Here is a 19,314-nt window from a genome sequence, read left to right as displayed (position 1 = left end):
CAGACCTTATTTCTTGATTATTTTCAACTGCTGGCCTACGTTGACCCCGCCACCGGATAGCTGGTTCCAGGTCTGGATTTGCTCAACGCTAACGCCGTATTGTTTCGAAATGCGGAACATGGTTTCCCCTTTCTGCACGGTATGGTACACGATTTCTTCCGACACCTTCGCATCGACCGCCGAACGGCCGGAGGTTGCGGGCTGGCTTTTGGATACGGCCCCGTCACCTCTGATCACCAGCGCTTGACCCACCGCCAGTTTGTCGTTCTGAGTCAGGCGGTTCCAGGCCAGCAGGTCATTAACCGACACGTTGTAGAGCCGCGAAATGCTGTAATAGGTTTGTCCCGGTTCTACTCGGTGCGTCATCGGTCCGGCATTTCCCGACCGCGTCGTCGTTGCGGGAGCCAAACTGGTGTGGGTCACTTTGGGTGAAGATTCTTCCAGCGGTTCAGCCGTAGGGCGCCTGGCACTGGCGGTTATGGGAGCGGGAGCAGGTGTTGTCCGGGAATCGGTCGGTTTCCGCTCGGCTGGACGGCTAACCGGTGCTGACGTCGTAGTGCGGCTGGGCGCAGGTTCGCTGCCGAAGTCGGTTGAGCGTTCCGGGCGAACAATGACAACCCGCTGTGTCGAACCGGAATTCTGCGTAGTCACCGTCGGCGTGCTGGCGACCGTTTGGTCAGAAACCGGTGGTTTCACCACAGTATTTACGGTATTCTCCTGATTTTCAACGGGTCGGCTGGCGGGTGCGCTGCTGGGCGTGGTGGTCGTTACGCGCGTATCCGGGGCTGGCGAAGGAGTGGTTGCGGGCGCGTCCTTCGATTCAACCAGTTTGGGTGAATACAGTTTGCGTTCGGAGGCATTTCTGGGAATGGTGTTCGCCGGGCGATCGGAAGGCGTTGACTGGCTCACCCGGTTGTCGCTTGGGCTGGATTGGCTGGCAATCGGTCGGGAAGCGGGGGCCGGTGTGGTCGGCGTTTTGATGATTTCGACGGGTTTATTACCCGGACGGCGTTCGCGCAGCCACATGACCCGGCCCACCTGCAAACGATCCGAACGATCGATGCGGTTGTAGCGCAGGAGTTTTTTCAGCCGGAGTCCGTACATCTGCGAAATGCTCCGCACGGTTTCGCCCACCTGCACTGTGTGGTGAGGAACAACTGCCTTCCGCATCTTCTTCGCCAGATAATAGACTTCATTTTCAGTCACCGGGTCGCGGTCACTCATGTCGTTGTAACGCAGGAAACTTGATACGCTGACCCGGGCTTTGCGGGCCAGTGTCGAGGCATTGTCACCCGCCAGGGCCTGAATCCCGGGCAAGCCGTTGATTTCATACAGCACCACATCCGGTTTGCCTTTCGAATAATTGACCTTGCGCAAAACCGGAAAACCGGTGTCGAATTTCGCTCTCGTCACGACCTCCGGGGCTTTGGTTTGTGCGACCAGCTTGGCTTGCTGGGCCTGACGCCGGAGCGCAGCCGCCTGATCGCCCGTGGCCGGAATGGCCAGAATGTATTCCTTATCGGACGGAATCTGGTCGCCCAGAATCCAGCGATTGTATTTCCGGATTTCCGGTTCGCTAATTTTCAAGTCTTCCGAAACCCGGGTAACGGTTTTTCCACTGCCATACGGGTATTCGATCAGGGCTACGGAATTCGCCGTCTGAAAAGAGGGCAGCACGCTCTCGAAAGCCAGTTTATGGGCAAAAAAACGAAGAATGTACCGGTCGGTTTTGCTGTCCAGCGTGACTTCCTGGGCGTAAGACCATTCCGCCGGAACGAGTTTGCTGATGCCGGTGGTGCCGAGGTAATACGAAAACAGGGACGATACCCAGTTGTTGTAAACCGTGTTGTTTCGTTTGAAATACCGGGCGGCTCCGCGGGTGGAAGCAACGATGCTCTTGCGCTCGTCCACTTCGTCATCAACGCGCATGCCGTGGTCGGTAGCAGTTTCTTTTTTGAATTGCCAGTAGCCAACGGCCGTCGAGGATGAAACCGCGTCGGGAACCAGTGAGCTTTCCTGAACGGCCAGATACTTCAGATCGACCGGTACTTCTTCTTCCGCCAGAATGGATTCGATCAGCGGAAAGTAGAGGACCACGCGGTCGAGTTTGGCGTCCCAGTATTTTTTGTTGGATTGAACCAGAGAGGTAATGTCCTGTCGGATAATCCGGCGGGCGCCTTCGTCAAAACGAACCGTCAGATCGGCGAAGCGGATGGATTCGGGAACGTCGGCGGGCACCTGAGCGATGCCGGAGAGAACGAGAAAAGGGGCAAAGAAAAGAAAAAAGGGGAGAGTCAAAAGTCTCTTTTTCATACGCTGTTATCGTTTGTAAATCATCATTAATCCGTCCCGTACGGGCAGCAGAACCTGCTCGACGCGCGAATCCTCACTCACTTTTCGGTTAAAATCAAGCACGGCCTGCGTGTCTTTGTCGGCCCGGCGTTCGGCGGCCGTTCGTCCCTTGCCAATGGGCCGGACGACCTTGCCGCTCCACAGGACATTATCAGCTAAAATGATGCCACCCGGTCGCACCTTGTCAAAAACCAGGTCGTAATACAAACTATAATTTTCCTTATCGGCATCGATAAAGACCAGATCGAACGGCCCTTCGAGGGCCGGGATCAGTTCGGGGGCCAGACCCAGCCGGAGGTCGATCCGCGACCCTACCGGCGATTGGTTCCAGTAGGAGCGGGCAAAGGATTCCAGTTCGTCGTCTTTTTCGATGGTCGTCAGCACGCCATCATCGGCCAGCCCTTCGGCCAGACACAGGGCCGAATACCCGGTAAAGGTGCCGATTTCGAGAATTCGGCGGGGACGGAGCATCCGGGAAATCATGGCTAAAAACCGCCCCTGCAAGTGGCCGGAAAGCATCCGCGGATAGAGCATCCGGGCGCGGGTATTTCGATTAAGCTGGCGCAGCAACTCGCTTTCGGGCGAGGTGTGCGCTTCGGAATACGCTGAGATTTCAGGTGGCAAAAAATCCATGCCGGTTGACTGTGAGCCTGTATGGCCCGGTTTACTTTAGGCGGTTGAAAACGAAACCCGGTGATCGTGTAAAAATACGACTATTCTGTTAACGGGAATGAGCCGCTCCTATTTTATCATGGCATCTTTATAGGAGCGAACGGGAAGCGCGGTTGTTACTCGTCCTCGTCCGGTTCCGGCACAAAAGTGAGGTAGCTCAATTGGCTTTCGTCGAACATCTCGTTGGCCAGGTCCTGCATCAAACCGGCATCGACTTCCCGGATTTCCTTGAAAATCTCCTCCAGCGAGTCCAGTTTACCCGTGTCCAGAATGCTTTTTCCCATCGTGAGCATAAAGCTCTGGTTGCTTTCTTCCGACATGGCCAACTGGCCCATCAACTGCTCTTTCGTGTTGTGAAGTTGCAGTTTGGTGAGCGATTTTTCACGCAGGGCTTTCAGTTCGCGGGTGATGAGTGCGCTGCTGCGGTCGAGGTGTTTCTGGTCGGTGCCGAAGTAAATTCCCAGAAAACCGGTATCCAGAAAGGGCGTGTAACTGGCTTCGATGGAATAGACCAGCCCGAATTTTTCGCGCAGGTTCATGTTCAGCCGGGAGTTCATGCCCGGTCCGCCGAGCAGATTAACCAGCATGAAAAACGGCAACCGACGGGGATCAGCCAGCGCATACGACGGGCGGCCAATGGCGCACTGGGCCTGCGTAATGGGCCGCTCCACCGTCACCCGCTGCGGTTCGTAGCTTTCCGGGGCCAGCCGTTTCCGCTCCGAGGTGCGGTGGGGAATATCGATCAAGTATTTGGATGCAATCTTTTTGACCTTGCTGAACGGCAGGTTGCTGACCGACGAAAAAACGACCCGTTCGGTGTCGAGATTGTCGACGATAAACGACTGGAGTTGATCCCGCGTAAAAGATTTAACGGTTTCGGGCGTGCCGAGGATGTTGCCGCCCAGCGGGTGATTTTTGAAAACCACCTGGTCGAAATCGTCCTGGAGCGCATCTTCGGGCGAGTCGTAATACATCGCCATTTCTTCCAGAATCACGCTCCGTTCCTTTTCGATCTGCTTTTCGGGAAACACCGAATGGAAGGCAATGTCGGCCAGTAGTTCTGTAGCTTTTTCGAAATGCAACCCCAAAACCGACGCGTGAAAGCAGACTTTCTCCTTGGTCGTATAGGCATTCAACTCACCACCCACGGTTTCGAGCCGGTTGATGATGTGAAAGGATTTGCGTTTTTTGGTTCCCTTGAAGGCCATGTGTTCCCAGAAGTGGGCCAGGCCCTCCTGTTGGGGCAATTCGTCGCGGCTGCCGATGTCGAGCATGATGCCGCAATGGGCAATTTGGGTATGCGGTACTTGTTTATGAACAATCCGGATTCCGTTCGGTAAGGTGTATACTTCGTAATCTTCCATTCTTTTCCAACCCTTTTGGAATGCGTAGGGTCTGATAATCAGCCATACCGGCGGTTGTTTGCTGCGCGTGCAGTTGCAGGTACAGAATTAAAAACTAAATTTAGTCAAAGAATAGTTCATCCCAATACAACGATGAAGACAATCTACCTGCTGTTGCTCGGTTTACTCGCTTTCAGTCATGGGTTGTTTGCGCAACGGATTCGTTCCCAGATTGGGGTGAATGTGGTGCCGTTATTCGATAAAACCGTAGAAGTGAACGCGAGCTGGACGAACAGTCCGAACTATGACTTCTACTTTCAGGGGGGCTATACTTTTCCTCGCCATTACCAGAAAAATAAAAATGATTTTGAATGGCAATATTGGGAAGGGAAATCGAGTGGTGCTTATTTACGGGTAGGGGGAAGAGCTTTTCTAAATCCAAACAGGAAGTTTCGGATGTTTCTGGGTGTGCAGTTAACGGAGAGCTACTTCAAACAGTCTGGCACGAACTATCAGGTAATTGAATGCATTGTGGCGCCTTGTTATCCCCTTGAAAGTGCCGCTGCCCAAAAAAACGATAGGTTGAGTGCCGGCATTACAGGTGGATTCAGGACTAATCTCGCTTCGCGTTTAACGTTGGATTTGGGCATTCAGGCCAATGCGTATGTTTTCGGGAAACCGGATTTATTGAACAATACCGTGTACGTGCCGGGAGTTGGTAGAAAAACGGTGCAAGGTGTCGCGTCGATTCAATACACACTGAAAGGCCGGTGAATTGCCCTGTTTCCGGTTTATGTGGTTTCAAGAATACTCTTCCTTGGAATTTGATCGGTCATCTGTAGGGATGGCTAATTGAATGCTTATAGCGGCCGAAGCCGCGCCGGCTTTACCGGCCGGAACCGGAGGACTAATCCCGTGAAAAATACGACCAAGACTCCTAAAACCGTCAGAATGACCCACGGCATTTCATGCAGTGGTGGCGAAATACCGAGGGACGTGTAGACCCGGTATTTGAGCATTTCCTTGCGCAGCGCACTCATGTCCGACACATCGAATGCCCGGTTGAAATGGATTTTACGTCCGTTTTGCGTGCCGTCGATCCGGATCGAGAGCGTTTTCTCGTCGTCGCTGATGCGCGTTCGCAGCGAAGATTGGGCCATTGCGGCCGTGCCGATGGTTAGTATCAGGCTGAAAAAAAGGAGTTTCATGGAATCTGTTGTTTGGTTTCATTCACTGCGTAAGCTTTTCACCGGATTCACCAGGGCGGCTTTGATGGTCTGGAAACTGACCGTCGCCAGCGCAATCAGAAGAGCAGACAGGCTCACACCGGCAAAAACCCAGAGACTGATCTGAATACGCTCCCGGTAGTTGTCGAGCCACGTATTCATCAAAAACCAGGCAATCGGAAGGGCAATCAGCAGGGCGATCAGCACCAGCTTGACAAAGTCCCGTGAAAGAACCACGATGATGTTCGGAATGCTGGCGCCCATCACTTTCCGAATCCCGATTTCTTTCGTCCGCTGCTCGATCACCATCATGGCGACGGCGAACAGACCCAGACACGACAACAGAATGGCGATGCCAGAAGCCAGGCTGCAGATTTTTGCCATCTGTTCCTCGTTCTGGTACCACGCATCGACATTGGCGTCCATGAACGTACCCATGAATTCCGATTGCGGGGCCACTTCCTGCCAGACCGCTTTCAGCTTCTCCATCGAACCCGCCAGACTTTGCGGAGTGACGCGGATAAAGATGTAATGAATGGTTTCCGAATGGGAAAGATGCATCGTGATGGGGCGGTTTTCATCGGCTAGCGAATACAAATGGAAATCCGGAATGACGCCGATAATTTCCGATTTGGTGCCCGTCGTATCTTCATCTTCGCCCATAAACAGACCCACCGGTTTGGGTTCGCCCAGCATTTTGGCCATGCTTTCGGTAATAATAATCCGGTTTACCGAATCCGTCGAATAGGAGCGATTAAAGTCACGGCCCGCTACGGGTTTTATATTCAGGGTCTTCAGGTAATCATAATCGACCAACAGGATATCCGTCGCCACATCTTTTCCCTTGTATTTAAATCCGAGGGAGGTTCGCGAACTGACCCGATCCCGCCCGCGACCGATGTTGACGCTCGTGCCCGTTACGGCCAGCACCGCAGGATCAGTTGCCAGTTTGTTTCGCAATCGCCCGAGCACCTGCCGGCCGTCCACCTGATTGCCCACCGGAATGCTGATGACCTGTTCTTTTTCAAAACCGAGCGGCCGGGTGCGCAGATGATCGACCTGCTGGGCAGCAATGATGGTGCAGCAGGCCAGCAAACACGACATTGCGAACTGGGTAACGATCAGGGAATTGCGTAAAATGCCCGGTCGTTTCATCGACAGTTTGCCTTTTAGCACTTCCACCGCGTTGAACCTCGCCATTTGCCAGGCCGGATAGCCCCCGGCCACGAAGGTAACGAGTGTAAATACGCCGAGAATCAGGCCCACAAAATCGGGTTTGAGCATGTATTCCAGTTTCAGCCGGGCGTCGAACGTGGCGTTAAACTGCGGCATCAGCAGGTAGGTGAGGAGTATACCCGCTAAAAAACCCATCAGACACAGCAGGGTCGATTCGCCCCAGATCTGGACAAAAAGCTGGTTTTTGAGCGCTCCCAACGATTTCCGGACGCCAACTTCCCGGGCGCGGGTGAACGACCGGGCGATGCTCAGGTTGATAAAATTGATGCAGGCAATCAGCAGGATAAAAAAGGCCATTCCCAGCAGCGTATACACAATCGCAATCGGGGTACCTTTTCCGCCGGCTATGTCCCGGTCAAAATGTACCTTGGAAAGCTGCTGCAATCGGATGGCAAACAAATCACCCCGTTGATCGGGCTGGGCTTTTTTCTCTTTGAGGTCTTTCAGCGCACCGGAGAAGTATTTTTGGGCAAATGGTTTCAGGCGGTTTTCGAACGATGCCTGATCGACCTGGGGCGGCAATTTTAGGTAAACCGTATAAAAATGGCCATTCCACTGGTCCTTGTTATTCTGATAATTCGGCGCATTTTCGATTCGGACCAGGGCATCGTACTGAATCGACGAATTGTTGTAGGGGGCATCGCCGATGACGCCGGTGACGACGTACTGCTTCTGATCGGCGTCGCGGCCCACCAGCACGGTTTTTCCCATCGGGTTTTCAGTGCCAAAAATCGCCGTCGCCATGTTCTCGCTGAGGACGATGCTGCTCAGGTCACGAAGCGCGATTTCCCGGTTTCCTTTGAGGAAAGGAAATGAAAATAGTTTTAAGAAATCCTGATCGGTGTGCAGCAGGAGCTTGTCGAAATACTTCCCTTTCGCTTCTACCAGGCTTTTCCGGCCGCTCATAATCCGCGTTGCGGCTTCCAGTTCGGGATAGTCGGCTTTCAGAGCCGGTACAAAGGGCAGCGGCATGTTGGCACTGCGCGTCGCTTTTTCCGGGTCATTCGAGAAAAGATAGGTCTTGAAGATCCGGTCGCCATCCTGATGAAAGGAGTCGTAGGTCAACTGTAGATAGGACGTCAGGAACAGAAAAACGCAGATGCAGAAGGCCACCGAAAGGCCCACCACATTGATAGCCGCGTAGCTCTTGCTCTTCCAGAGGTTACGAAAGGCGATCTTTAAATAATTACGGAGCATGTCTGGTTGCAGAAAAAAAGGTTGGCGTTCGTCACTAAAATGGGATCGGTGAGCGGTTTTTGAAACTGGATTGGCAGACGGTTTTATGAAAGGGGCCGTTCGTCGTTTCAGGAAATACGGTCGGCAGAATTTGATCACTTCCAGCGTGTACAGCCGACGGGCTTTCCGGACACCAAACTCGGCGACCTGATCGGCAAACTGCTCGTGCAGATCACCCAGGAGTTCTTCCTGCAAAGCGGGAGGGCACAATCCCTTCAGCAAACGGTCGGCCCAGGCGGGTGGTTGAGGAGTGTTCATGGGCTATGACCAGGATGGGTTTGGAATGGATTCCCAGAGTTCGTTGCGTACCTGCCGCATCTCGCTCAAGGTTTGTTTGCCGGCGGCCGTGATGCCAAATAGCCGCTTTCGGCGGCCACCCCGCGCGGCCGTGGCCCCGCCCAGTTCGGAGCTTACAAACCCCTTATCTTCCAGGCGGTACAGGGCAATATGAACACCGCTCAGGCTGATGACGCGATCCGTGCGCTGCTTGAGTTCAGCCGCAATCGTCACGCCATACGCACTTCCGTCCAGCACCGCAACGGTGAGTAAAACCAGTTCTTCAAATTCGCCCAGATATGGTCTTCCCATGGTTTTTTGCATTTCCTTGTTATTTGCTAAACAAATGCCTTGCCAAACTGCCAGAATGCCTTTCTGGTTGCAATAGAGCCGGTTTTGATGGCGGACTGAAGAAGAATTTGTCCAGAAACGGACAGCGGATGTACACAAATGGACAGAATCCGGTCTCCGGTTTTTGGAATCAGGGGTTTTTAATCTAATATTGGATGGATTAACTTGTTGAGAGGTAAAGGCCATCCTGAAATTTGTTAAATGAATCAACCTGCCCGGTTTCTCATTGTCCAAACCGCTTTCATCGGCGATGTTATTCTGGCCACCTCACTGGTGGAAAAACTCCATTTCCATTTTCCCGACGCCACCATCGACTTTTTGCTTCGAAAGGGGAACGAAGGGTTACTAAAAAATAACCCTCATGTGAACGATGTACTGATTTGGGATAAAAAAAACGGGAAATACCGCGATTTGCTGCGCTTGATCCGGCTCATTCGCTCCCGTCGCTACGACAAGGTGATCAACCTGCAACGGTTCGGCGCCACGGGTTTGCTCACTGCACTGTCGGGGGCCGAAGAAACCGTCGGGTTTGAGAAGAATCCTTTCTCGCGCTTCTTTACCCACCGCATCGAGCACCGGATTGCGCCTGACGTTCACGAGATTAACCGCAACACGGAACTGGTTAGCTGGTTCACCAATCACACGGCTTTGAAGCCCCGGCTGTATCCATCGCCCGGCGATTTTGAGCGCGTAAAACCGTATCAGACCCAACCGTACATTTGTCTGGCACCGACATCGGTCTGGTTTACGAAACAGTATCCGGAAGAAAAATGGATGGATTTTCTGCGGCAGATACCACCTTCGCTGACGGTGTATTTGCTGGGCGCTCCGTCGGATTCCGAAGCCGCGGAGCGAATCCGGCAGGGTGTCGGCAGCGAACGGGTGGTGAATCTTTCCGGTAAGTTATCGTTTCTGGAATCGGCGGCTTTGATGAAAGGGGCGCAGATGAATTACGTCAACGATTCGGCCCCCCTGCACCTGGCGACGGCGGTAAATGCCCCGACAACGGCTATTTTCTGTTCGACCATTCCGCAGTTCGGTTTCGGGCCGCTGGCCGACGATTCGCAGCGGATCGAGATCGAAGAAATGCTCGACTGCCGTCCCTGCGGTCTGCACGGGCGTAAAACGTGTCCGCTGGGCCATTTCCAGTGTGCCTACGGAATTCGGACGGAGCAACTGATCCAAAGGCTGCCCAGGTGAGGTCCGTTGAAACACATCGGCTTCGGCATCGGTTTCTACCTTATCATACCTTGTCTAGTGTGCCTATGCTGAATCTAGGAGACGTAGCGCGGCTCATTTTCGAACGTCTGGAAGGCTGGGTCAAAACCGCCGTTCTGTATGTACCGAATCTGGCGGTGGCGCTGCTGGTTATTTTGGTTTTTAATTTCGTATCCCGGTATTTCCGCAGGCTGGTGGTACGGGCTTTCGACCGGTTTAGCGATAACCTGTCGCTCATTAACCTGACCGGAACCGTCGCCCAGTTGGTGGTGATGACGCTGGGTTTGTTCATCGCCCTCGACATTCTGGGGCTCGAAAAAACCGTGGCGTCGTTGTTGGCGGGGGCCGGTGTGCTGGCGCTGGCCATCGGTTTTGCGTTTCAGGACCTGACGGCCAACTTCATTTCGGGAACGATCATTGCCCTTCAGCGACCGATTGAAGTCGGCGATGTGGTAGAAACCAACGGTTTTCTGGGGAAAGTGGTCCGCATCAAACTGCGTTCAATTGTGCTGGACAATTCGGCGGGGCAAACCATCGAAATACCAAGTAAGGATATTTTTCAGAAACCGATCACCAACTTCTCCCGCACCGGCGAACGGCGGATCGAACTAACGGCGGGGGTGTCGCACCTCGATGATTTAAGCAAAGCCCAGCGGGTGGCGATCAGCGCCGTAAAGGCCCTGCCGTTTATCCGGAAAGACAAACCGGTTGAAATGCACTACAAGGGCGTTTCGCTCGAAATGATCCAGTTTCTGGTCTGGTTCTGGATCGATCCAACCAAAGTGGATGCCACCAAGGCGTTGAGCGAAGCCATCATGGTCGTCAAAAAAGCCTTCGGCGAAAACGAGGTACTGATGCTTTTTCCGCCCCACACCTACGACCTGAAAAAACGCGCCAGTGAGTCCGCCGAATCGTCCAATTAATAGGTTTCGTATTCGTACTGCTCCAGAAGGGTGGAGTTGTCGGCCAGCAACCGCCTGACCGGCAGGTTGTTGTCGTAAACATAGCGGTATTCGCTTACCGACGGTTTACTCAGCGTCCCTGCTTCAACCTGATAGGTAGACGTCCGAATGCAGTTGTTTTTCGACCAGCTCATCTGGTCGAAAATGGGGCATTCGGCCAGGCAATACGGATTCGGTTTATTGTCGTATTCGTACACGATCCGGCGGGTGGTGGTGGTCGCGGCTGCGTTCCGTTGCAGGGGGGTGGTCGTCACGGTTTCTTCGATCAGGTTGCCGCTGGCGTCGTAGCGGTACTGGCTGGCAGTCAAAGTAACCGGTGAGCGCCCGGCCATTTCACCCCGGGGCGGGTACGTATACCGCTGACGGCCCACAATCTGACCGGTGGCATTGTAGATCAGGGAGTCTGAAAAAAAGAGCGATTTTTCGGGTTTATCCAGTGAAAGCCCTCTGCGGAGCAGGTAACGTTCTTTCGAATTCAGGCGTCCCTCCCTGCTGTAGTTATACTGTTCCGAATAGCCGTAATTCCACGGCGTTTCGGGCGTTTGGTACCGCATCGAATAGGTGGTCAGTTTGCCGCCGGTGCCGTAACTGTGCTGAAACTGACTGAGGGGTGCCTGTTCGCGGGTAAGTTCTTCTTTACTGAGTTTGCCGTCGGCATCATAAAAAAACTGCCGGGTCGTGCCATCGGTGTAGGTGATTTTTTTGAGTCGATTTTGGGCAACGGCGGGTTGAACACTGGCGAATCCGACTAATAAGCTAAGAAACAAGAAAGATATGAACGTTTTCTGCATAACGTTGAGTCTGTATTGGGTTTACGAGTCGATTGCAAAAACTATGCCCGTAAAAAAAGCCACTCTAAAAAGGGCGGCTTTTACGGCGGAATACGCCAAATTAATTTTTACGGTACTGCTCGATGATCTTGTAGAGCGCTTTCTGTTTTTCCAGTTCCGGAAAGAAATCGAACAACAGAACGTGCTGGTCGTAGTTGAGCGTTAAAGCCGCTTCCAGACTAACGAGCGCTTCGCGGTAGGAACCGGCATGGATGAGGTAAATCACGGCCCGGTAGTACAAATCCGCTTCCTGCGGCAGTTCCTCGATGCCCATCTCAATGATTTCGTGGGCGCGGGTGAAATCCCCCTGGTCGAACATCACGAGTGACCATTGCAGGTATACATCGACATTGGCCGGATCGGCTTCCACGGCTTTCTCAAACGCTTCGAGACTCGATATGCCATTGCCCAGCTTGTACTCGGTTTCGGCCAGAGCGAGCCAGTATTCGGCATTTTTCTCGTTCAGTTTCAAGGCTTTCCGCAAAAACGGAATGGATTCGTGCCATTTGCCCAATTCACTCAGGCAAACGCCAATCCCGTAGTAGCCCTCATCCCAAAGACTATCGAGATGAACGGCATCGCGGTAGCGCGTAATGGCTTCTCCGTAGCGGTTTTGTTTCTCCAGACTAGCACCCAGGTAACAATACGTTTCGGGCGTAGCTTCCTCGTACTTCAGCGTACTGCGGTAAGCTTCCTCTGCTTTCACAAATTCGCCCAGGTTCATGTACGTGTTGCCGAGATTGAAATACGCCGACGCAAAATCTTCTTTGATAATCGTCGCGTAGTCATACGCTTCGGCCGCGTCTTTATACCGGCTCAGTTTGCTGTAGGCAATACCAATGTTGTACCAGGCGTTGTGCGAGTAAGGGTCGCGGTCGATGAGTTGCTGGTAGTAATCCAGACTGTTTTCCAGTTCGCCGATCAGGTCCAGGCAAAACGCCAGTTCATAAAGAGAATTTTCGTTGTTAATGTTGTGGTTAATCGATGTTTTATAATTCTCGATAGCCTGCTCGTATTTTCCCCAATTCTGATAGGTTTGCCCAATTTGAAAATAGATGTCGTCCTTCTCGTCGGCGGTTTCCAGCAGATCATTTAAAATCTCAACGGATTGTTCGAAATTCCCGGCGAGGTTACTGATCGTTCCCTGCATGTATTGAATATCGGGGTCGCTGGGGTTATACAGGGCGGCTCGATCCAGCAGACCCAGGGCCTGCTCATACTTTCCGTTCGTAGCCAGCAACTGGGCTTTATCCAGCATCAATTCCAGCGAGTAGGGGAAATTTCCGAGTCCGGCTTCGCAGGCTTTCATGGCCTTTTCCAGATCGCCTTCTTCCATGTAATGTTCGACCATCTGCTCGTAGACATCCAGATCGAAAAATTGGTTTTCGGAGCCGTCCAGCATACTCTCAAATCGCTGTATCGAGGCCTTTATTTCGCTTTCTCTTTCCTCAAACTCTTGCTCCATATTCACTTCGTACAGGGGTTACGTATATACTATACACCACTATTCAGCGTGGAAATGTAGTAGAAATATACAACTAATAATCTATTCCGCAACTATTCGCGCAAAAAAAGGAGGCAGTGGTTTTGGGCCGGTTTTCGCATGAATTGGCGATCAGTATTTTAGATCCGATTCACGGCCAGTGGTCACTGCTTCTGCTTGAAAAACACAGAAATCCGGTGAATCGTTTCGTCGGTATTGCGGTAGCGGAAAGGGAGCCTTTTTTCGATCTTCCGGCCATCATACTGGTAATTTCCCGATGCCGACCGAGCGGTTTCGCGGGTAATCAGCGGGGGCTTGCCCGTGATCCAGGAGCGGATGGCTTCGACGGGCCACAGCAACTGCGTGAGTTTGGGGGCAACGCGGTATTTCGTTCGTTTTTTGCCCATCGCATCCGCCATCTTGTCCAGAAATTCCTTATACGTCAGGCTTTTCGCGCTTAGAATAAACCGTTCGGCGGTGATGAGGCTCTGCATGAGCTGAAAAACTGCTTCGGCCACATCCCGCACATCGACCAGATTGACCATCCCGGCGGGGTAGAACGGTTTTTCGTCGTAGGCATACTTGAAGAGCTGGGTGCTGCTGCGCGTCCAGTCACCTTCGCCCAACACCAGCGACGGGTTGACCATCACGGCGTCGAGTCCTTCGGCAATCCCGCGCCAGACTTCCAGTTCGGCCCGGTATTTGGTTTGGCCATAAAAGGAGTTCTGGGGCGACTCTTCCCAGCGTTGCTCTTCATCGATCACGATGGCTGCGTTGGAGTTCTCACCTTTGATCGTCGGGCGACCGACGGCGGCCACCGAACTGACGTAGCCCAGTTTCCGAACGCCCTTCGCCAGACAGAGATTAACCACATTGGCCGTTCCTTCCACATTGACTTTGTCCATGCGGTCGCGGTCTTTCGGCGAGTAGGAAATCATGGCGGCCACGTGAATCACATCGACGGTGCCGCGGGTCAGCACGGTTTGGAGCGCGTCTTCCAGCGATGGGATATCCAGAATATCGCCTTCGAGCCAGGTGACGCGGTCCTGGCTGTCGTTCAGTAAACTCAGATCACTGTTGGCGCGCCGGAGAGCCGCCACGGTTCGGCCTGCGTCGAGATACCGCCGGATGATGTGGCTGCCGATGAGGCCGTTGGCGCCGGTGATGAGGGTGATATCAGGGAGTGAGGAAGTCATTCAGGATGTTTTCGAGGGTGATGAAACCGGGTGCCTGGCGGGTTTGGAGGTCGGTGAGGAGTTGGAGGTAGTTAGGATCGGTTTGGATTGATGGCGTTTTTAGCTTTTCTCCCAATAATTTGGGCTTAATGGGAAAACCGTACAAAGCTAAGTCTAGATTTACTTGCTCCGCATTCCAAATCAGGAAACTTTCAATGGCTTTATCAATGATAATGACATATTCAGCCGAGTCAGGCTTATGCATGAAGCAGGTTTTATTTTGCTCATTTAGCTTTACAAACAAATCGAAATAGCGTGGTTTAACCTTGTCATTATCAATTATTCCGACTACTACATCTGCCGATTGGATGCCTATTTGCATGTCTTTTGCCACTTCCGTACCTGCTGAATGTATAAGTAGGTTTTCATCTTTTACTAAAAACCGTATTAAGGCCGTATCAGCGTGACATTCAGGATATAATAGTACGGTCTTAGGCATTAGGCTCAAATTTATTCAGATTGAAAAACACATTGGTACTATAGTCCAGAATGTCACGGAATTCTTCTTGTGTCAACGCTTTTACTTTTGTCTGGTAATCATGGTAATACGTAATAAAAACATTCAAATCCGAGTAATCCATTTTGGCGATAAATGGATGAAGCATGTAAGGGCTGTGTGTTGAAATGAAGTATTGGTTATCTTCATCGTAAATCATTCGGTAGGCTAGTGACTGCGTATACGGCGGAAATGAGTGTACTTCCGGTTCTTCGAAGATAAGTACTGAATCCTTATTAGACTCAATGGCTGATATATAAAACATATACCGCCGGAAGGTGTCAGCTATTGAGAAGAATGGATATTGTTTGACATAGGGCCCTTCCTTTTTTTGTAGAATAAACTCCTGCTTTGCATCAAATAAAACGAGTTCCAATTGCTGCTCGGTAAACAACTTCGCAAACTCGCTCCATAAATCTTTGTTTCTCCTTACTATTTCATACAAGTTTGGCCCTCCTGGCGGAAGGAGGTATTGACTAAAAGTACTATCGAAGGTATTCAATGAAAGAAAATCATACTTTTTAACAGGACTTGTACGGTATGTATCAAAATGATCCCGCTCACCACGATTAGAAAATATACCTGCTCCAACTGTTGTTACCTTACCTTTGTTTTTGATGGTAAAACTTCTGTTGCTTGAAGAGTCGATATTGCTTCTTCTTGTAAGCATAAAAGATTTTTCAGTAGGATCTTCGAAGTAATTATCCTGTTTGAGTTCGGCGGAAAGTTGGTTTGTCGTTATTTGGATAGGGTGCTCAGGATCATTATCGGTAAATAAATCTCTTACATCCTCATACCGAATCGCTCCGCTCAAGTACTTATCGTCACTATAATTCGCCCCCAACAACCCCAACCCCTCCAAAATATTCGATTTTCCCACATTCGGCTTGCCGATGAAGACGTTGACGCGCTTGCAGTCCAGCCGCAGGTCTTTGATCGACTTGAAGTTTTTGATTTCAACCCAGTTCAGGAAATTATTCGTGCTTTCCATGGTGTTATCCAGATCCGCCCGGTGACGAGCATTTTTGTAAACATAACAACGTTTGCCGCCGATTTGCTAATTTCGCGCCAAAATTAGGTTTTGAAAGGTGCGTTTGACGGAAGATGGAACCCGCCATTGTTTCTGTGTTGAACCGAATACCGAAAACCGTAAACCGACGAACATGTCACTCGAAAATCCGCAACGCTATACCGTCACGGCGGCCCTGATTTACGCCAACGGCCCGATTCACATCGGACACCTCGCCGGTTGTTACCTGCCCGCCGATATTTATGTGCGGTACCTCCGTGCAACGGGCAAAGACGTGGCCTTTATCAGCGGCACCGACGAACACGGCGTTCCCATCACGATCCGCGCTCAGAAAGAAGGCATTACGCCCCAGCAGGTGGTCGATAAATATTACGTCCAGATCAAACGCGCTTTTGAAGATTTTGGAATTTCGTTCGACCTGTACTCCCGGACGTCGAAACCGATTCACCACGAAACTTCGCGGGAGTTTTTCCTGAATCTGTATCACAACGGGCATTTTACCGAAGAAGTTACCGAGCAGTACTACGACGAAACGGCGAAGCAATTTCTGGCCGACCGCTACATCGTGGGCGTTTGTCCGGTTTGCGGAAACCCCAATGCGTACGGTGATCAGTGCGAAAACTGCGGTTCGACCCTCAGCCCGACGGAATTGAAAGAACCGCTGCGCTCGATGCTGTCGGGGGCCAAACCGGTTTTGAAAGCCACCAAAAACTGGTATCTGCCGCTGGACCGGATGCAGCCGCGCATCGAGGAATACGTCAACAGCCATCCGGAGTGGAAAACCAACGTGATGGGGCAGTGCCAGTCGTGGCTGAAAGAAGGGCTGCGGCCCCGCGCCATGACCCGCGACCTCGACTGGGGCATCAAAGTGCCGCTGCCCGATACGGACGGCAAAGTGCTGTACGTCTGGTTCGATGCGCCAATTGGCTACATTTCGATGACCAAAGAATGGGCCGAACAGCAGGGGAAAGATTGGGAATTGTACTGGCGCAATAAAGACACGAAACTGGTTCATTTCATCGGAAAGGACAACATCGTGTTCCACTGCATCATTTTCCCGGCGATGCTGATGCACGAGGGAAGCTATATTCTGGCCGACAATGTGCCCGCCAACGAGTTTATGAACCTGGAGGGCGACAAGATTTCGACCTCGCGGAACTGGGCGGTGTGGCTGCATGAGTACCTGGACGAACTGCCGGGCAAGCAGGATGTGCTGCGCTACGTGCTGGCGGCCAATGGCCCCGAAACCAAAGACAGCGAGTTTACGTGGAAGGATTTTCAGACCCGCAACAACAGCGAACTGGTCGGGATCTTCGGCAATTTTGTGAACCGGGCGGTGGTGCTGACGCAGAAATTCTGCGAAGGCAAAGTGCCGGCCAAAGGCGAGCTGAACGAAACCGATCAGGCCGTTTTGAACGAACTGGCCCAGTTTCCGGACCGCATCGGTCAGGCCATCGAGCAATACCGTTTTCGCGAAGCGCTCACGTATTTGATGGATCTGGCGCGGCTGGGAAACAAGTATCTGGCCGAAACAGAACCCTGGAAAGTGGCCAAAACCGACTTGCCGCGCGTCAACACCATTCTGAACATTGCCTTGCAGATTTCGGCCAGTCTCAGCATCGTTTGCGAACCGTTTCTGCCTTTTACCGCCGAAAAATTACGGAAACTGCTGAATACCGACCGGATTACACCGGAAGACGCCGTCGGATCGGCTTTTCACTGGATCAATGCGGGCAAACCGGATTTGCTGCCGCACGGCCATGCCCTGGGCGAAGCGGTTTTGCTTTTTGAGAAACTGGAAGATGAGGTTATTGCCCAACAAATCACTAAACTGCACGAATCCAAACGCATGAACGAACTGGCTACCAAAACCATTCCGGAAGCCAAACCGGCGATTCAATACGATGATTTTGCCAAAATGGACATCCGCATTGGAACCATCCTGGAAGCCGAACGCGTCCCGAAAAGTGATAAACTCCTGAAACTGAAAGTGGAGGATGGCACCGGCCCACGCCAGATTCTGAGCGGTATTGCCAAACATTTTGCCCCCGAAACCCTCATCGGCAAGCAGGTAACATTCCTGGCTAACCTGGCCCCCCGGAAAATGATGGGACTGGAATCGCAGGGAATGATTCTGATGGCCGAAGACCGCGATGGCAGCCTGTCACTGATCGGGCCGGATAAGGCGGTCTGGAACGGGGGGACGGTGTCCTGAAGAAGATTACCTGAACCGCTCAGGCGGTTCAGATAGCTATAAAAAAGATAAAGCCTCCCGATCATTGCGAGAGGCTTTATACTGACTATTCCTAAACCCTTAACCTTTTCTTCTTGAATAACTTAGCGGTTTCTTCCTGTCTTTTAAATCATACCGTCTGGCCGCTTTATACTCTAACTACACTTAAGACGTAACAATAATTCAGAAGTAACGCAACAAAATCTTTTTATTTCAAATTAACTTAGAAATTCCTGATTTTGTTCAATTGCTCTCCCGTTGAAGAACAATGCAAATATCGCAATAAATTTTAAGAGTACAAATTTTATTTTTTAATAATACAGGTAGGGATAGGGGGTATGGTATTGATTTGTAATGCGTTATAACCCCATTTCTATGCTGTTTAACCGCTATATTGAAACAAAATACTACAAATCACACAATTTACCCAAAGGAAATTTTTATTTTAGAAAATGAAAAAATCTTCAAATAGTTCTATTTTTGGTTGAAAAAATTCATCGTGTGTTGTAGCCCGGAAGTACAAAAACTGAGGACTGCCTCTCCCGCCCGGTCAAGATGGTCTGGCAATTCCGCTAGTTCTTCGGGTGGAAACGTTCCCAAAACAAAGTCTACCTGTCGGCCTTTCGAGAAATCGTTGCCAATTCCGAATCGAAGCCGGGCGTATTCCTGCGTACCCAGCACGTCATCGATGCTGCGCAGACCGTTGTGACCACCCGCCGACCCCTTCGGCTTCAGTCGCAGCTTTCCAAACGGTAAATCTTTGTCATCGGTGATAACCAGCAGATTTTCAGTGGGTATACTGAAATGTTTCAGATATGAACTGACCGCCCGACCGCTCAGATTCATGTACGTCGTGGGTTTGATGAGGTGGATAACCTTTCCCTTGTGGCGCCATTCGGCGGTGTAGGCCAGGCGGTTGGTGGAAAAACTAAAACCGTGGTGAGCCGCCAGCCGATCCACCACCATAAAACCGGCGTTGTGGCGGGTCAGCATATATTCCGGGCCGATGTTGCCCAGCCCGGCGATGAGAAATTTCATAGAAAACCGTTTTTGAGGGGTCCGTCAATCGAATCCGGTTGCAAAGTTCGCAGAAACCTTTCAACAAAAAACACCTCCTGAAAACCGAAAACTGAAA

General features: G+C 51.6%; 16 protein-coding genes. 4 read left to right on the top strand and 12 right to left on the bottom strand.

The genetic code is table 11. The annotated features are described in order from the left end of the window. Positions 1-6 precede the first annotated feature (6 nt). From F0P93_RS20895 to F0P93_RS20885, 3 genes are all read right to left on the bottom strand, one after another. The gene (locus F0P93_RS20895; protein WP_150879540.1) at positions 7-2,313 is read right to left on the bottom strand and encodes a lytic transglycosylase domain-containing protein; all 2,307 of its coding nucleotides are present in this window, start codon (positions 2,311-2,313) and stop codon (positions 7-9) included. 6 nt (positions 2,314-2,319) lie between these two features. Then, complete coding sequence (locus F0P93_RS20890) at positions 2,320-2,985, bottom strand: O-methyltransferase (protein WP_150879538.1); 666 nt, start codon at positions 2,983-2,985, stop codon at positions 2,320-2,322. Between the two features lie 155 nt (positions 2,986-3,140). Continuing rightward, positions 3,141-4,388: a M16 family metallopeptidase gene (locus tag F0P93_RS20885; protein WP_150879536.1), complete on the bottom strand. Its 1,248-nt coding sequence runs from the start codon at positions 4,386-4,388 to the stop codon at positions 3,141-3,143. A 132-nt stretch (positions 4,389-4,520) separates the two neighbouring features. Here F0P93_RS20885 and F0P93_RS20880 point away from each other — a divergent pair, with 132 nt between their 5' ends. Further along, positions 4,521-5,141, top strand: coding sequence for a DUF3575 domain-containing protein (locus tag F0P93_RS20880; protein ID WP_150879534.1), 621 nt, complete (start codon positions 4,521-4,523; stop codon positions 5,139-5,141). Between the two features lie 86 nt (positions 5,142-5,227). Here the strand turns inward: F0P93_RS20880 and F0P93_RS20875 are convergent, their stop codons facing one another. Genes F0P93_RS20875 through F0P93_RS20865 form a run of 3 tightly spaced genes read right to left on the bottom strand, consistent with a single transcriptional unit; the run spans position 5,228 to position 8,653 of the window. Continuing rightward, positions 5,228-5,575 (bottom strand): hypothetical protein, encoded by a 348-nt coding sequence (locus tag F0P93_RS20875; protein WP_150879532.1) that lies wholly within the window; start codon positions 5,573-5,575, stop codon positions 5,228-5,230. An 18-nt stretch (positions 5,576-5,593) separates the two neighbouring features. Continuing rightward, positions 5,594-8,323, bottom strand: a complete 2,730-nt coding sequence (locus F0P93_RS20870) for an FtsX-like permease family protein (protein WP_225309574.1) — start codon at positions 8,321-8,323, stop codon at positions 5,594-5,596. A gap of 3 nt (positions 8,324-8,326) precedes the next feature. Then, positions 8,327-8,653 carry a PadR family transcriptional regulator gene (locus F0P93_RS20865; RefSeq protein WP_150879530.1) on the bottom strand — a complete coding sequence of 109 codons (327 nt, stop codon included), beginning with the start codon at positions 8,651-8,653 and terminating at the stop codon, positions 8,327-8,329. Between the two features lie 240 nt (positions 8,654-8,893). Between F0P93_RS20865 and F0P93_RS20860 the strand changes: the two genes are divergently transcribed. After that, on the top strand, positions 8,894-9,892 hold the full coding sequence (locus F0P93_RS20860) for a glycosyltransferase family 9 protein (RefSeq protein ID WP_150879528.1): 999 nt from the start codon (positions 8,894-8,896) through the stop codon (positions 9,890-9,892). A 65-nt stretch (positions 9,893-9,957) separates the two neighbouring features. Further along, positions 9,958-10,833 (top strand): mechanosensitive ion channel family protein, encoded by an 876-nt coding sequence (locus F0P93_RS20855; protein ID WP_150879526.1) that lies wholly within the window; start codon positions 9,958-9,960, stop codon positions 10,831-10,833. Here F0P93_RS20855 and F0P93_RS20850 read toward each other — a convergent pair. The 5 genes from F0P93_RS20850 to F0P93_RS20830 all read right to left on the bottom strand — a co-directional run bounded on the left by F0P93_RS20850 (position 10,830) and on the right by F0P93_RS20830 (position 15,907). Next, positions 10,830-11,639, bottom strand: coding sequence for a hypothetical protein (locus tag F0P93_RS20850; RefSeq protein WP_150879524.1), 810 nt, complete (start codon positions 11,637-11,639; stop codon positions 10,830-10,832). The two genes, F0P93_RS20855 and F0P93_RS20850, sit on opposite strands and share 4 nt — an antisense overlap. Before the next feature lie 124 nt (positions 11,640-11,763). Further along, positions 11,764-13,167 (bottom strand): tetratricopeptide repeat protein, encoded by a 1,404-nt coding sequence (locus F0P93_RS20845; protein ID WP_150879809.1) that lies wholly within the window; start codon positions 13,165-13,167, stop codon positions 11,764-11,766. A gap of 182 nt (positions 13,168-13,349) precedes the next feature. Further along, on the bottom strand, positions 13,350-14,381 hold the full coding sequence (locus tag F0P93_RS20840; RefSeq protein WP_150879522.1) for an SDR family NAD(P)-dependent oxidoreductase: 1,032 nt from the start codon (positions 14,379-14,381) through the stop codon (positions 13,350-13,352). After that, complete coding sequence (locus tag F0P93_RS20835) at positions 14,362-14,859, bottom strand: hypothetical protein (protein WP_150879520.1); 498 nt, start codon at positions 14,857-14,859, stop codon at positions 14,362-14,364. The genes F0P93_RS20840 and F0P93_RS20835 overlap by 20 nt, the downstream gene beginning before the upstream one ends. Continuing rightward, positions 14,852-15,907 carry an AAA family ATPase gene (locus tag F0P93_RS20830; protein WP_225309573.1) on the bottom strand — a complete coding sequence of 352 codons (1,056 nt, stop codon included), beginning with the start codon at positions 15,905-15,907 and terminating at the stop codon, positions 14,852-14,854. The genes F0P93_RS20835 and F0P93_RS20830 overlap by 8 nt, the downstream gene beginning before the upstream one ends. A gap of 172 nt (positions 15,908-16,079) precedes the next feature. Between F0P93_RS20830 and metG the strand changes: the two genes are divergently transcribed. Beyond that, positions 16,080-18,161 carry a methionine--tRNA ligase gene (gene metG / locus F0P93_RS20825; protein ID WP_150879516.1) on the top strand — a complete coding sequence of 694 codons (2,082 nt, stop codon included), beginning with the start codon at positions 16,080-16,082 and terminating at the stop codon, positions 18,159-18,161. Positions 18,162-18,653: 492 nt separating this feature from the next. Here metG and pth read toward each other — a convergent pair whose 3' ends face one another. Continuing rightward, the gene (gene pth / locus F0P93_RS20820; protein ID WP_150879514.1) at positions 18,654-19,217 is read right to left on the bottom strand and encodes an aminoacyl-tRNA hydrolase; all 564 of its coding nucleotides are present in this window, start codon (positions 19,215-19,217) and stop codon (positions 18,654-18,656) included. Positions 19,218-19,314 lie beyond the last annotated feature (97 nt).

This window comes from Larkinella humicola, assembly GCF_008727875.1.
Lineage (GTDB): Bacteria > Bacteroidota > Bacteroidia > Cytophagales > Spirosomataceae > Larkinella > Larkinella humicola.
Note: the sequence above shows the minus strand (reverse complement) of the source record. Positions and strands in the feature narration are given on the sequence as shown.

What these genes read in the sequence shown, in the direction of transcription:
- F0P93_RS20875 (WP_150879532.1), bottom strand. Translation starts at nt 5,575, where the DNA reads ATGAAACTCCTTTTTTTCAGCCTGATACTAACCATCGGCACGGCCGCA.
- F0P93_RS20860 (WP_150879528.1), top strand. Translation starts at nt 8,894, where the DNA reads ATGAATCAACCTGCCCGGTTTCTCATTGTCCAAACCGCTTTCATCGGC.
- F0P93_RS20835 (WP_150879520.1), bottom strand. Translation starts at nt 14,859, where the DNA reads ATGCCTAAGACCGTACTATTATATCCTGAATGTCACGCTGATACGGCC.
- F0P93_RS20890 (WP_150879538.1), bottom strand. Translation starts at nt 2,985, where the DNA reads ATGGATTTTTTGCCACCTGAAATCTCAGCGTATTCCGAAGCGCACACC.
- F0P93_RS20865 (WP_150879530.1), bottom strand. Translation starts at nt 8,653, where the DNA reads ATGGGAAGACCATATCTGGGCGAATTTGAAGAACTGGTTTTACTCACC.
- F0P93_RS20880 (WP_150879534.1), top strand. Translation starts at nt 4,521, where the DNA reads ATGAAGACAATCTACCTGCTGTTGCTCGGTTTACTCGCTTTCAGTCAT.
- F0P93_RS20870 (WP_225309574.1), bottom strand. Translation starts at nt 8,323, where the DNA reads ATGAACACTCCTCAACCACCCGCCTGGGCCGACCGTTTGCTGAAGGGA.
- F0P93_RS20855 (WP_150879526.1), top strand. Translation starts at nt 9,958, where the DNA reads ATGCTGAATCTAGGAGACGTAGCGCGGCTCATTTTCGAACGTCTGGAA.
- F0P93_RS20840 (WP_150879522.1), bottom strand. Translation starts at nt 14,381, where the DNA reads ATGACTTCCTCACTCCCTGATATCACCCTCATCACCGGCGCCAACGGC.
- F0P93_RS20845 (WP_150879809.1), bottom strand. Translation starts at nt 13,167, where the DNA reads ATGGAGCAAGAGTTTGAGGAAAGAGAAAGCGAAATAAAGGCCTCGATA.
- F0P93_RS20830 (WP_225309573.1), bottom strand. Translation starts at nt 15,907, where the DNA reads ATGGAAAGCACGAATAATTTCCTGAACTGGGTTGAAATCAAAAACTTC.
- F0P93_RS20895 (WP_150879540.1), bottom strand. Translation starts at nt 2,313, where the DNA reads ATGAAAAAGAGACTTTTGACTCTCCCCTTTTTTCTTTTCTTTGCCCCT.
- metG (WP_150879516.1), top strand. Translation starts at nt 16,080, where the DNA reads ATGTCACTCGAAAATCCGCAACGCTATACCGTCACGGCGGCCCTGATT.
- F0P93_RS20885 (WP_150879536.1), bottom strand. Translation starts at nt 4,388, where the DNA reads ATGGAAGATTACGAAGTATACACCTTACCGAACGGAATCCGGATTGTT.
- pth (WP_150879514.1), bottom strand. Translation starts at nt 19,217, where the DNA reads ATGAAATTTCTCATCGCCGGGCTGGGCAACATCGGCCCGGAATATATG.